We start from the raw sequence: 12,938 nt of genomic DNA on the forward strand, positions 1-12,938 counted from the left end.
CAATCCGGGGAGGCTTCGATGCTGCAGCAGTACGGTTTATGGATCGCACTGGCATGTGCGGTCGTCGCGATCGCGTATGGCGCGTTTTCGGTCAGCTGGGTCCTGGCACGATCGCCGGGCAACGAACGGATGCAGGAGATCGCCGCCGCCATCCAGGAAGGAGCCCGCGCCTACCTCAACCGCCAGTACGCCACCATCGGCGTCGTCGGCATCGTGCTCTTCCTCCTCCTCGGCATCTTCCTCGACTGGGGTACCGCGATCGGCTTCGCGCTAGGGGCGGTGCTCTCGGGAGCCGCCGGCTACATCGGCATGAACGTTTCGGTTCGTGCCAACGTGCGTACCGCCGAGGCCGCCAGGAGCGGCCTTTCTTCTGCCCTCGCGGTGGCGTTCCGCGGTGGCGCCGTAACCGGCATGCTGGTGGTCGGTCTCGGCCTGCTCGGGGTCGCCGGTTACTACGGCGTGCTCACGCACATGGGCTACGAGCGCGCGCACGTGCTGCACGCGCTGGTCGGCCTGGCCTTCGGCTCGTCCCTGATTTCCATCTTCGCGCGGCTCGGCGGCGGCATCTTCACCAAGGGCGCGGACGTCGGCGCCGATCTCGTGGGCAAGGTCGAGGCCGGCATCCCCGAGGACGACCCGCGCAACCCGGCGGTCATCGCGGACAACGTGGGTGACAACGTCGGCGACTGCGCCGGCATGGCCGCCGATCTGTTCGAAACCTACGCGGTGACGCTGATCGCCACGATGCTGCTCGGTGGCGTGATGGCGACGGAGGTGGGACCGAACGGCATCCTCTATCCGCTGGTGCTCGGCGGCGCGTCAATCGTCGCATCGGTGATCGGCACGTTCTTCGTCAAGACGCGCGGCGGCAAGATCATGAACGCGCTGTACGCCGGCGTGTTCGTCTCCGCGCTGCTCGCGGCGATCGCCTTCTGGCCGATCACGCAGTCGCTGATGGCCGATTCCGCCTACGGCGCCGGCCGGCTCTTCGGCTGCGCGCTCATCGGTCTCGTGCTGACGGGCGCCATGGTCGTGATCACCGAGTACTACACCGCGACCGAGTACCGCCCCGTGCGGCACGTCGCGCAGTCGTCCACCACCGGACACGCGACGAACATCATCGCGGGCCTCGGCGTGTCGATGAAGTCGACCGCCCTGCCCGTGCTCGCGGTGTGCGCGGCGATCTGGGGCGCCTTCGCGCTCGCGGGCCTGTACGGCATCGCCATCGCGGCCACCGCGATGCTGAGCATGACCGGCATGGTGGTGGCGCTCGACGCATACGGCCCCATCACCGACAACGCCGGCGGCATCGCCGAAATGGCCGAGCTGCCCGCCGAGGTGCGCGGCGTCACCGACCCGCTGGACGCCGTGGGCAACACGACCAAGGCGGTGACCAAGGGGTACGCGATCGGATCGGCGGGCCTGGCCGCGCTGGTGCTCTTCGCCGACTACACGCACAACCTCGGCCTGCATTTCGGCGGCGCCGACGTGCGCTTCGACCTGTCGAACCATTACGTGATCATCGGCCTGCTGATCGGCGGTCTGATCCCGTACCTGTTCGCGGCGATGGCGATGGAGGCCGTGGGCCGCGCGGCGGGCGCCGTGGTGGAGGAGGTGCGCCGCCAGTTCCGCGAGATCGCCGGGATCATGCAGGGCACGACGAAGCCCGACTACTCGCGCGCGGTCGACATGCTGACCCGTTCGGCGATCCGCGAGATGCTGGTGCCGTCGCTGCTGCCGGTGCTTGTACCCGTGGTGGTGATCTTCGGCTTCAAGTGGCTGGGCGGACCGGAGGCCGGCGCGCAGGCGCTGGGCGGCGTGCTCATCGGCACGATCGTCACGGGGCTGTTCGTGGCGATCTCCATGACCACGGGCGGTGGCGCCTGGGACAACGCCAAGAAGTACATCGAGGACGGCAACTTCGGCGGCAAGGGCTCCGACGCCCACAAGGCGGCCGTCACCGGCGACACGGTGGGCGACCCGTACAAGGACACCGCCGGCCCGGCGGTGAACCCGCTGATCAAGATCATCAACATCGTGGCGTTGCTGCTGATTCCGCTGCTTTGAGGCACGTCGATCGCCGATGCGATCGGCTCCCACCCTTCGGTAGCCACCCTGCTACCGAAGGGTGGGAGCCGACCGTGTCGGCGATGCCTAGGGCGAAAGTCATGGGGCCTGCCGCGATGCCATGGGTTATGGTCGGCTGTCACCAGCTTGCCGGACTACCAGACCCATGCACCGCTTTATTGCGCTGGCCATCGCCCTTACCTTCTGTGGCATGACCCAGGCACACGACACCCCGCACTCCTCCGCCCCCGCCCCTCAGGCCGCCGGCGACGACGAAAACCTCTGGCTCGACGACATCGACGGCGCGAAGCCGCTCGCATGGGTGAAGGCCGAGAACGCGAAAACCGTCGCGGCCTACGCCGAAGGGCAGGATTTCAAGGCGCTCGACGCCCGCATCCTCGAGGTGCTGGATTCGGACGCGAAGATCCCGATGGTCTCGAAGATCGGTGGCCACTTCTACAACTTCTGGCGCGACAAGCAGCATCCGAAGGGGCTGTGGCGCCGCACGACGCTTGCGGAATATCGCAAGGACAAGCCCGCTTGGGAGACCGTGATCGATCTCGACGCGCTCGCCGCGAGCGAAAAGGAGAACTGGGTCTGGCACGGCGTGCAGTGCCTGAAGCCCGACGACCGCCTCTGCCTCGTCTCGCTCTCGCGCGGTGGCGCGGACGCCGACGTGGTGCGCGAGTTCGACCTGTCGGCCAAGGCGTTCGTCAAGGACGGCTTCGCGCTGCCCGAGGCCAAGAGCCAGGTGGCCTGGATTGACCAGGACCATCTCTACGTCGCGACCGACTTCGGCCCGGGTTCGATGACCGATTCGAGCTATCCGCGCATCGTCAAGGAGTGGAAGCGCGGCACGCCGCTGTCGTCGGCGACGACGGTGTACGAGGGCAAGTCGTCCGACATGTCGATTTCCGCGTTCCGCGACCGGACGCCGGGCTTCGAGCGCGACTTCGTGCTGCGCGCGCTGGAGTTCTACAACAGCGAGACGTTCGTCCGCGGCAAGGACGGCAAGCTGACGAAGATCGACGTCCCCAACGACGCCGAGACCGACGTCGAGCGCGAGTGGTTGCTGGTCGAGCCGCGCACCGCATGGACGGTCGGCGGGAAGACGTACCCGTCTGGCTCGCTGATCGCGACGAAGTTCGACGACTTCATGGCGGGCAAGCGCGAGTTCACCGTGCTGTTCACCCCTGACGAGCACACCTCGCTGTCGAGCCATTCCTGGACGCGGCACCACCTCATCCTCAACGTGATGCGCGATGTCGTGAGCGAGGTCCGTATCCTGACGCCCGCGACGACCGGCGACTGGAAGAGCGAGGCGCTCGGCGGCGCGCCGGCGTTGAGCACCATGCAGGCCGGTGGCGTGGACGCCGACGATTCCGACGAATACTTCCTCACGGTGTCCGGTTTCCTGCAGCCCACCACGCTCTACTACGGCGTGCTGGGCAAGGGCGACCGCGAAGCGCTCAAGCACAGCCCGGCGTTCTTCGACGCGTCGAAGTACACGGTGAGCCAGCACTTCGCCACGTCGAAGGACGGCACGAAGGTGCCCTACTTCGAGGTCGCGCCGAAGGCCATGAAGGCCGACGGCAGCAATCCGACGCTGGTCTACGGCTACGGCGGTTTCGAGATCTCGTTGCAGCCGGCGTACTCGGCCGGCGTCGGGCGCGCCTGGCTGGAGAAGGGCGGCGTGTACGTGGTCGCCAACATCCGCGGTGGCGGCGAATACGGTCCGCGCTGGCACCAGGCGGCCCTGAAGGCCGAGCGCCCGCGTGCGTACGAGGATTTCGCGGCCGTGTCGCAGGACCTCATCGACCGCAAGGTCACCAGCCCGAAGCACATGGGCATGATGGGTGGCAGTAACGGCGGCCTGCTGGCCGGCAACATGCTCACGAAGTACCCTCAACTGTACGGCGCGATCGTCAGCCAGGTGGCGCTGCTGGACATGAAGCGGTATCCGCACATGTCCGCGGGCGCGTCGTGGATGGCCGAGTATGGCAATCCGGACGTCCCGGCCGAATGGAAGTACATCCAGACCTTCTCGCCGTACCACAACCTGCGCAAGGACACGCATTACCCGCCGGTGCTGTTCACAACCTCCACGCGCGACGACCGCGTGGGCCCGGTGCACGCCCGCAAGATGGCGGCACGGATGCAGGCCATGGGCTTCGACGCCAGCTTCTACGAGAACATCGAGGGCGGGCACGGCGCGGCGGCGGACAACAAGCAGTCCGCGTTCATGAACGCGCTGGCGTACACGTACCTCTGGGAACACCTGAAGTAGTCGGCGGGAGCGGCCGGGTTTTGCCCGGCCGCTCCGCAGGACGTATGCTATCGGCCCCCTTAACCCCTCGAAAGATCAAGGAATCCCATGGGTCTGCACCTCGTCCCCGCCGGCAGGAACGTGCCGGACGAAATCAACGTCATCATCGAAATCCCCAAGGATGCCGAGCCGGTCAAGTACGAAGTGGAGAAGGAAAGCGGCGCGATCTTCGTGGACCGCATCCTGTCGACTCCGATGCGCTACCCGTGCAACTACGGCTACGTGCCGGGCACGCTGGGTGGCGACGGCGATCCGCTGGACGCCCTCGTGATCCTCCCGCTGTCGCTGGTGCCGGGCTCCGTGATCCGCTGCCACCCGGTCGGCATGCTGAAGATGACCGACGAAGCCGGCGCCGACGAGAAGCTCGTCGTGGTTCCGGTGGAGAAGGTATTCGCCGGCTACGCCCACATTCGCGACATCGCGCAGGTGTCGGGCCACTGGCTGGAGCGCATCGGCCACTTCTTCGAGCACTACAAGGATCTCGAGAAGGGCAAGTGGGTCAAGGTCGACGGCTGGGTCGGCGCGGACGAGGCGAAGGCCGAGATCGTCGCCGGCATGGGCCGCTACAAGTCCGAGAACTGATCGGCGTCGGGTAGCGCGCGATGCGCGCTACCTTGTGAAGAACACGAAAGGCCCGCCATCGGCGGGCCTTTCTTCATCCGCGGCCCAGCAGGGCACGCAGATCGATGATCGCGGCGTTCGCGCGCGACACGTAGTTGGCCATCACCAGCGAGTGGTTCGCGAAGAACCCGAACGGCGAGCCGTTCAGCACCACCGGGCTGCCGAGCGATTTCTGCGATTCCTCCAGCTCGCGGATGACCTGCTGCAGGCTGGCGTCGGCGTTCTTGCTGCGCAGGATCGGCGCGAAGTCGTGGCGGATCGCCTTGAGCTGCTCCAGGAGCGTCCAGGTGTAGCCGCGCGCCTCGTAGAAGTTGTCGTCGATCCGGTTCCACGGCGTCTTGACGAAGACGGCCTTGGCCGGTCCCGCCGCGGCGGGCGCGTCGGCATTCGGCGCGGCGTCGACGCGAAGCTGACCCACGCTCGCCGAAAGACGCTGCGACAGCGAGCCGAGCCGCGCCGAGACGGTCTGCAGGTAATCGGCGAGGTTGTCGGCGCGCGCGTAGAAATGGGCGTTGGCGTCGGGCGCGTCGGAGAGGCGCGCGAGGTAGTCCTCGAGGTCGTCCACCGCCTTGCCGTACTGCGATTCCGAGCTGGGAAGCAGCCAGCGGTCGTTCGGGCTGTTGAGCAGCGGGTCGGCCTCGCCGAGCGACTTGTCTTCCGTGGATTGCGTCTGCGAGCGGCTGAAGTCGTTGCGCAGGGCGCGAACCAGATCGCGCGACGCGGTGAGCGAGCCGAATTCCCAGTTCGGGACGTTGTCCATGAAGACGCCCGGCGGCAGCTTGTCGTTGCTGAGGTAGCCGCCGCGCTTGTCGAGCAGCGTGTCCACCGAACGGATCAGCGTATAGGTGGTGACCGCGCCGGTGCTCATCGGCCGGTCGATCTCCTTCATGTGCGCGGTGGTCACGGCCACCGGATCGAACTGCTCCGGTTCCTTGTCCCACCACCACATGAGGATCAGCACGAGCAGGATGAGCACGGCGATCGGCAGCGCGATCGCGATGCTGAGGGGCCTGCGCCGGCGGCGGGCGGCCGGCGGTGGAGTGGCGGTCGCATTCATGAGGGGTGTCCTTGTCGTCGTGAACGTTCGCCTAGCTTAACCGCCCGCCCCTTAACGGGTCAGTGCGCGCCAGGCGCGCCGTCACCCTTCGCACCGAGGTTTTCCAGCAGCGTCGCCATGTCCTCGGCGTGCTCCTCCTCCTGCGCGAGGATGTCTTCCATGATGCGCCGCGTCGTCGGGTCGTCGTCGCCGATGTACTGGACGATCTCGCGGTAGCTGTCGATGGCGATGCGCTCCGCCACGAGGTCTTCCTTGATCATGTCGACGAGCGTCACGCCCTCGACGTAATCGGCGTGGCTGCGCGAGAGCAGGCCCTCCGGATTGAAGTTCGGCGTGCCGTCGAGCTGCGTGATGCGTTCGGCGATGCGGTCGGCATGCGCCTGTTCCTCGTTGGCGTGCTCGAGGAACTCGGCCTTGACGCTCTGCGAGTGGATGCCGGGCGCCATGTAGTAGTGGTACTTGTAGCGCAGCACGCAGACGATCTCCGTGGCGAGCGCTTCGTTGAGCAGCTTGATCACCGTCTCGCGATCCGCGCGGTAGCCCGACGTCACCGCGCCGTTGTCGATGTGCTCGCGGGCGCGCTTGCGGATGTTCTCGATGTCGCTGACGAAGGGCTTCACGCTGGACATGGCCTGGTCTCCTGGGAGAGTGGGAATGATCGGCCAGACGTTAGGGCGCTTCCTGGAAAGACTGGGTGAAGGCGCGGGCGTCCACATCACCCGACGCGCGCGGATGGCTGCCATGGCGAGATGGGCGCTGTCGTGCGGCAGCTCGACGGCCGAACCCATGCGGTCCGGCAAACGAACGATCGTCGAGCGGGATCAGACGCTCACGTGGCGCGGCGAGTACGCGCGCATGAACATGTCGACGGCGGCCAGCGCATTGGCCTTGACCTCTTCGCCGAACTGCACGGCGCAATCCTCGCAACCGAACAGGCGGCGGATCAGCAGGTCGCCCTTGAGCAGCGCGAGAAACTGCGTGGTCGCACGAGACGGATCGGGAATGTCGAGCTGCCCGCGCGCCGCCGCGCCCTCCAGCAGGCGCTGCATCAGCTTGTGCATGCGGACGGGACCTTCTTCCCACACGAGCCGACCGAAGCGCGGATTGCCTCCCGACTGGCAGTCGGAAAGGATCGCGCGGAACGTGCCGACCGATTCGGTGTTGGTCTCCATCGCGGCATGACGGCTGGCGATGTTGGTCAGCGTGACGCGGATGTCGGCGCCCGGGCTGAAATCGAACAGGTCGTCGGGCAGGCGCTCCTGCACGTGGGCGCGGATCACCTCGCGGAAGAGGTTGTCCTTGTCGCCGAAGTGGCTGTAAACGGTGAGCTTGGACACGCTGGCGGCGGCGGCCACGGCGTCCATGCTGGTGCCGGCGAACCCGCCCTGGGTGAACAGCGCTTTCGCGGCATCGAGGATGGCCGCGCGCTTCTCCATGTCCTTGGGACGGCCCGGGCCCTGGGCCTTGAGTTTCGGGCTGGCGTTCATGGCTGCACCTTCACAAACTAAGATTATGACTTTATTATACGCAGCGGTTCAGTTATTTCCAGCACGTCGCGGTTGGCATCGCGAGGGCCGTAACAACAAGAGTCCCGCCGTCCTTCTACCTTAGAATGCAAGGTGGGGGCGCTCCGGCGGTTCCCCATGGACGGCAAGGGGCCCACGCAGCGACCGTTCAGGCGCCAGCGGCCGGCGGCGCGGCAGGAACCATGACTTGTGTCGGTTCCGTCCGGTGACTTCCGGCACTTCGCCCGGCGGCGACGGCGCAGCAGCCTTGCATCATTGGGAAAACGGGTCCTAACCGCTTATCCTTCCAAATCTTTTTGCAGCTTTCGTACGGAATACCAACCATGGCGATGAATTTCGAGCAGGCCCGGCAGAACATGGTCGAGAACCAGGTCCGCCCCGCGGAAGTCCTTGATTTCGATGTGCTCGATACCCTGAAGGCCGTGCGTCGCGAGGATTTCGTGGCTCCGGAGCATCGCAACGTGGCGTTCGCCGACCTCACGCTGCCCATCGGCCATGGCGAAGTGATGATGAAGCCGGTGATCGAGGGCCGGACCCTGCAGGCCGTGGCGCTCAACAAGACCGACGAGGTCCTCGAGATCGGTACGGGCAGCGGCTACCTGACCGCCTGCCTCGCCCACCTCGCCGGCAAGGTCACCAGCATCGACATGCATGCCGACTTCGTCGAGGCCGCGCGCCAGCGCCTCGCCGCCGCCGGCGTCACCAACGTCACGCTGGCGACGGCCGAGGCCGTCAACGGTTACGACCCGAAGGCCGTTTTCGACGCCATCGTGGTGACCGGCGCCGTCCATGCGGTTCCGGAGAAGTTCGTGCGCTGGCTGAAGCCCGGCGGGCGCATGTTCGTGGTGCGCGGCGATTCCCCCGCGCAGACGGCCGTGCTGCTCACCCACGAGGGTGACGGCCGCTACCGCGAGGAATCGCTGCTCGAAACGGACCTTCCCTACCTGGCGCATGCCGCGCCGGTGAAGCGCTTCGTGCTCTGACCCACCAGATCCCCATCACACACGAGGCGAAACCATGCGCTTGAAGCTGCTCACCGTCGCGTTGGCATTGGCTGCGATGCCCTTTGCCAGCCATGCGGAAGACCTGCTGGACGCCTACCGGCAGGCGCGGGCCAACGATCCGACGCTGTCGCAGGCGGATTCCACCCGTCTCGCCACCGGTGAAACGGTGGTGCAGGCCCGTGCCCTGCTGCTGCCGCAGATCAACGCGCAGCTCGGCCTGAGCCAGACGGACGTCAACGGTCCGAATCGCTCCGCCGGTCAGGACGCCAACGGCAACACCGTCATCGGACCGGATCTCGGCCACGTCCGCACGCGCACGCAGCAGGCGACGATCAGCCAGAGCGTGCTCGATTTCAGCAAGTACGCCGATCTGAAGGCGGCGAAGTCGTCGTCCGAGGCGCAGGACGCCACGTACGAAGCGGCGCTGCAGCAGCTGGCTACCCGCGTCGCCACCGCGTATTTCCAGGTGCTGACCAACGACGACGCGCTGACCTTCGCGAAGGCCAACGAGCAGGCGCTCGCCCGCCAGCTCGAACAGGCGCAGCAGCGCTTCGACGTCGGTCTCTCCGCGATCACCGACGTGCAGGACGCCAAGGCCCAGCACGACACCGCCGTGGCCGCCGTCATCACGGCCGAGAACACGCTGGCCGACTCGCGCGAAGCGCTCACGCAGATCACCGGCAAGCCGGCGGACAACCTGAAGAAGCTGCGCGAGCAGCTGCCGATGGACGCGCCCTCGCCCAACGATCCGAAGGCGTGGGTCGCCGAAGCGGTCAAGAGCAACCCGCAGATCATCGCCTCGCAGTACAACGTCGAGTCGAGCGAGCACAGCATTTCCTCCGCGCGGGCCGGCCATCTGCCGACGATCGACGCCACGGCGAGCTACGGCAAGTCGACCCAGTGGTACGAGAACGGCGGCAACGGCGCCTCGTCGGCGATCAACCGCCTGAACGGTAACGGCCGTGGCCAGACGACCGTCGGCGTCACGCTGAACGTGCCGATCTTCTCCGGCGGCGCCACGCAGTCGCGTGTCCGCCAGTCGATCTACCAGCGCGACGCCGCGCAGGATTCGCTGGAGGCCACCCGCCGCCAGGTCGTGCGCGACACGCTCAACTACTACCGTTCGGTCGTGGCGGGCATCAGCAAGGTGGAAGCGACCAAGGCGGCCGTGGAGTCCTCCGAGAGCGCGCGCGACGCCACGCAGGCCGGCTTCGAGGTCGGCACGCGCACGATCGTCGACGTGCTGATCGCCCAGCAGAACCTCACCCAGGCGCTCAGCGACTACTCGCAGGCCCGCCACCAGTTCATCCTCGACAAGCTGCTGCTGAAGCAGACCGCCGGGACGGTGGACGTGAAGGACCTCGAAGCGATCAACGCGCTGCTGCAGTAATCCGCGGCGAACGGTCGCAACGAAGAAGCCCCGGGGAGACCCGGGGCTTCTTCGTTGGAGAACGTGCCGACCTCGCGGACGGCGTCATTCCTGCAGCAGGCGGTCGACCAGCTCCATGACCTTGCCTACCGAGCCGCGCTCGCTCTCGAACACCTGACGCGCCGCCGCGCCCATGGCGGCACGCCGCGCGGGGTCGCGCAGCAGCGACAGCACCTCGGCGCCGAGCTCGCTGCCGTCGGCGACGCGCTGGCCGCCCTTCTCGTCGAGCAGCAGCTGCGTGATCTCCTCGAAGTTGTACGTGTAAGGACCCACGAGCACCGGCTTGCCGAACGCGGCCGGTTCCAGCACGTTGTGGCCACCGATCGCGACGAGGCTGCCGCCAACGAAGGCCACGTCCGCCGCCGCGAAGAAGCGCAACAGCTCGCCCATCGAATCGATGACGAAACACTGCGTGCCGTGTCCCGGCAGCTTGTCGCCGCTGCGCGTCGCGACGTGGAATCCGAGGCTGCGCACCGACGCCTCCACGGCCCTGAAGCGCTCCGGATGCCGCGGCGCGATCAACAGCAGGGCGTCCGGCAGGCGGCGCATCACCTCGAGGTGCGCCTCGAGCACGCACATCTCCTCGCCCTCGTGCGTGCTCGCCGCGATCCAGACCGGGCGGCCGTTGCCCCAGGATTCGCGCATCGCGGTGCCGGCCTCCACGGCCGCGCTCGGTACCGGCATGTCGAACTTCAGGTTGCCGGCGACGGTGAGCTGGCTGGGCTCCGCGCCGAGCAGGCGGTAGCGCGCCGCGTCCGTGCGCGACTGCGCGGCGATGTGGCTCACGCAGCGCAGCGCGCGCTTCACCAGCGAACTCATGCGCGCGTAGCCGCGCAAGGAGCGCTCGGACAACCGCGCGTTGGCGATCAGCAGCGGGATGCCGTGGCGGCGGCAGGCGAAGTAGAGGTTCGGCCAGATCTCCGTCTCGACGATCACGGCCAGCCGCGGGCGCGTGCTGCGCAGGAAGCGCCGGACCGCGAACGGCAGGTCGTACGGCAGATAGACGCTGTGGACGGTGTCGCCGAAGAGCTGGCGCACGCGCTCCGAGCCCGTGGGCGTCACCGTGGTCACCAGCATCGGGGCCTGCGGATAAGCCTCCATCAAGGCCTTCACCAGCGGCTCCGCGGCGTTGACCTCGCCCACGGAGACGGCGTGGACCCAGAGGCAACCGTTGAGCCGCGGCTCGCGGAACCGGCCGAAGCGCTCGCGCCAGCGCACGTGATAGTCGCCGTAGCGCATGCCGCGCGCCATCAGTCGCAGCATCACCAACGGCGTGAACAGGTACATCGCGAGGTTGTAGAGCAGGCGCAGCAGCACGCGGATCCTGGGTTTGCCCGTGACCGCGCAGTATAGCCGCCCCCATTCGCTACAATGACCGGCCATGCCCGGTATGCCCCGCCCCCACCTGACCCGCGCCCTCCTGACGCCCCGCCACTGGCCGGCGTGGCTCGGCGTGGCCGTCATCTGGCTGATCGCGCGCCTGCCCTTCCGGCTGCTGATGCGGCTGGGACGCCTCGCCGGCCGGCTGGCGCTCCACCTGAACCCCGAACGTCGGCGGGTCGCCGCGATCAACATCGCGCTGTGCTTCCCGGAGCTCGATCCCGCGGCGCAGAAGGCGCTGGTCCGGGCGAACCTCTGCGACGTCGGCATGATGCTCGCCGAGTTCGCGCTCGGCTGGATGGGTTCCGACCGCGCGATCGCCAACGTGCCGGTGACCGTCGAGGGGCTGGAGCACCTCGAGGCCGCGCGGGCGGAAGGCCGGGGCGTGCTGCTGGTCGGCGGCCACTTCTCGCATCTGGAGCTGTGCGCGCGCCTGGTGTCGCAGCGCATCCGCATCTCGGGCATGTACCGGCGCATGGATTCCGACGTCTTCGAATTCGCGGTGCTGCGCTCGCGACTGCATTACGCGGCCGCGATGTTCGAGAAGGACGACATCCGCGGGACGGTGAAGTACCTCAAGTCCGGCGGCACGCTCTGGTACGCGCCCGACCAGGACATGCGCAGCAAGGACAACGTGTTCGTGCCCTTCTTCGGCGTGCCCGCGGCCACGATCACGGCCACGCACCACCTCGCCCGCCTCTCCGGCGCGGTGGTCATCCCCTTCTACCATCGCCGCCTCCCCGGCGACGCCGGCTACGCGATGCGCCTCGGCGCGCCGATGACCGACTTCCCGAGCAAGGACGCCGCGCTGGACACCGCGCGCGTGAACGGAGAAATCGAGCAGATGGTCCGCGAAGCACCCGAGCAATACCTCTGGGTACACAAGCGCTTCAAGACGCGCCCTCCGGGCGCGGCGAAGGTTTACTGAGCCGCGGCCATAGGCCGTTCGAGCGTGACCTACCTTCGGATGGGAGCGCGCTTGCGCGCGAACGGGCGCCACGATCGCCTGCATAGCCGCAGTGGCGGACAGCTGCCGCACTCAGGAAACTTCACCATCCGTCGATGCATTACCAGAGCCGACGACTCAGGCTCGGCAGGTCTTCGGAGCCGGGTCGCGTCTATTTCATTACCATTTGTGCGCGGAACCGGTTGCCGATCTTCGCGGATACCTTCCGCGCCCGAACGGCATCGCGAATCAGCGACGCTGGCGACACGTGGGGTAGCGCGAAAGTCCTCGCCTGGGTCGTCATGCCGGATCATTGGCATGGCTTGATCGAACTCGGCGATGAGCCGCTGCCGCGCGTCATCGCACGATTCAAGTCATCCGTCACCCGCTCGCTGCGAGTTGGCGCCGTCTGGCAGCGCGGATACGTGGACTGCGCGTTGAGGCGCGACCGCGATCTACGGTACGCCGCTCGTTACCTGATCGCCAATCCGGTTCGTGCCGGACTCGCACACACGGTAGGTGGCTACCCTTACTGGAACGCGATCTGGCTCTAGCTCGCGGTGAGGCGAGCCCCTTCGCGCG

11 protein-coding genes are annotated in these 12,938 nt (G+C 67.3%); 7 read left to right on the top strand and 4 right to left on the bottom strand.

Annotated features, from left to right (window positions below; all coding sequences use genetic code 11):
* Nucleotides 1-18: 18 nt before the first annotated feature.
* The 3 genes from BMW54_RS14140 to ppa all read left to right on the top strand — a co-directional run bounded on the left by BMW54_RS14140 (nt 19) and on the right by ppa (nt 4,975).
* Entirely contained in the window at nt 19-2,067 is a 2,049-nt protein-coding gene (locus tag BMW54_RS14140; RefSeq protein WP_090057187.1) for a sodium-translocating pyrophosphatase, read from the top strand.
* A 166-nt stretch (nt 2,068-2,233) separates the two neighbouring features.
* A complete protein-coding gene (locus tag BMW54_RS14145; RefSeq protein WP_090057190.1) occupies nt 2,234-4,354 on the top strand; it encodes a prolyl oligopeptidase family serine peptidase in 2,121 nt (706 codons plus the stop codon).
* Between the two features lie 87 nt (nt 4,355-4,441).
* Nucleotides 4,442-4,975, top strand: coding sequence for an inorganic diphosphatase (gene ppa / locus BMW54_RS14150; protein ID WP_090057192.1), 534 nt, complete (start codon nt 4,442-4,444; stop codon nt 4,973-4,975).
* 73 nt (nt 4,976-5,048) lie between these two features.
* Here the strand turns inward: ppa and BMW54_RS14155 are convergent, their stop codons facing one another.
* From BMW54_RS14155 to BMW54_RS14165, 3 genes are all read right to left on the bottom strand, one after another.
* Complete coding sequence (locus tag BMW54_RS14155) at nt 5,049-6,071, bottom strand: DUF2333 family protein (RefSeq protein ID WP_090057194.1); 1,023 nt, start codon at nt 6,069-6,071, stop codon at nt 5,049-5,051.
* A 59-nt stretch (nt 6,072-6,130) separates the two neighbouring features.
* Nucleotides 6,131-6,700 (bottom strand): ferritin-like domain-containing protein, encoded by a 570-nt coding sequence (locus BMW54_RS14160; RefSeq protein ID WP_090057196.1) that lies wholly within the window; start codon nt 6,698-6,700, stop codon nt 6,131-6,133.
* Between the two features lie 192 nt (nt 6,701-6,892).
* Complete coding sequence (locus BMW54_RS14165) at nt 6,893-7,558, bottom strand: TetR/AcrR family transcriptional regulator (RefSeq protein WP_090057199.1); 666 nt, start codon at nt 7,556-7,558, stop codon at nt 6,893-6,895.
* 362 nt (nt 7,559-7,920) lie between these two features.
* On the opposite strand from BMW54_RS14165, the gene BMW54_RS14170 reads away from it, so the two are divergent.
* Both BMW54_RS14170 and BMW54_RS14175 read left to right on the top strand, forming a co-directional pair.
* Nucleotides 7,921-8,580, top strand: coding sequence for a protein-L-isoaspartate O-methyltransferase family protein (locus BMW54_RS14170; RefSeq protein ID WP_090057200.1), 660 nt, complete (start codon nt 7,921-7,923; stop codon nt 8,578-8,580).
* A 34-nt stretch (nt 8,581-8,614) separates the two neighbouring features.
* Nucleotides 8,615-9,991: a TolC family outer membrane protein gene (locus BMW54_RS14175; protein WP_090057203.1), complete on the top strand. Its 1,377-nt coding sequence runs from the start codon at nt 8,615-8,617 to the stop codon at nt 9,989-9,991.
* Nucleotides 9,992-10,075: 84 nt separating this feature from the next.
* On the opposite strand, the gene waaA is transcribed toward BMW54_RS14175, so the two are convergent.
* Nucleotides 10,076-11,341, bottom strand: a complete 1,266-nt coding sequence (gene waaA, locus BMW54_RS14180) for a lipid IV(A) 3-deoxy-D-manno-octulosonic acid transferase (protein ID WP_090057822.1) — start codon at nt 11,339-11,341, stop codon at nt 10,076-10,078.
* A 70-nt stretch (nt 11,342-11,411) separates the two neighbouring features.
* On the opposite strand from waaA, the gene lpxL reads away from it, so the two are divergent.
* Nucleotides 11,412-12,338 (top strand): LpxL/LpxP family Kdo(2)-lipid IV(A) lauroyl/palmitoleoyl acyltransferase, encoded by a 927-nt coding sequence (gene lpxL, locus BMW54_RS14185; protein WP_254779375.1) that lies wholly within the window; start codon nt 11,412-11,414, stop codon nt 12,336-12,338.
* A gap of 134 nt (nt 12,339-12,472) precedes the next feature.
* Nucleotides 12,473-12,910 carry an REP-associated tyrosine transposase gene (locus tag BMW54_RS14190; protein ID WP_090057205.1) on the top strand — a complete coding sequence of 146 codons (438 nt, stop codon included), beginning with the start codon at nt 12,473-12,475 and terminating at the stop codon, nt 12,908-12,910.
* The last annotated feature ends 28 nt before the right edge of the window (nt 12,911-12,938 follow it).

The sequence above is a fragment of the Luteibacter sp. 329MFSha genome, assembly GCF_900111665.1.
Taxonomy (GTDB): domain Bacteria; phylum Pseudomonadota; class Gammaproteobacteria; order Xanthomonadales; family Rhodanobacteraceae; genus Luteibacter.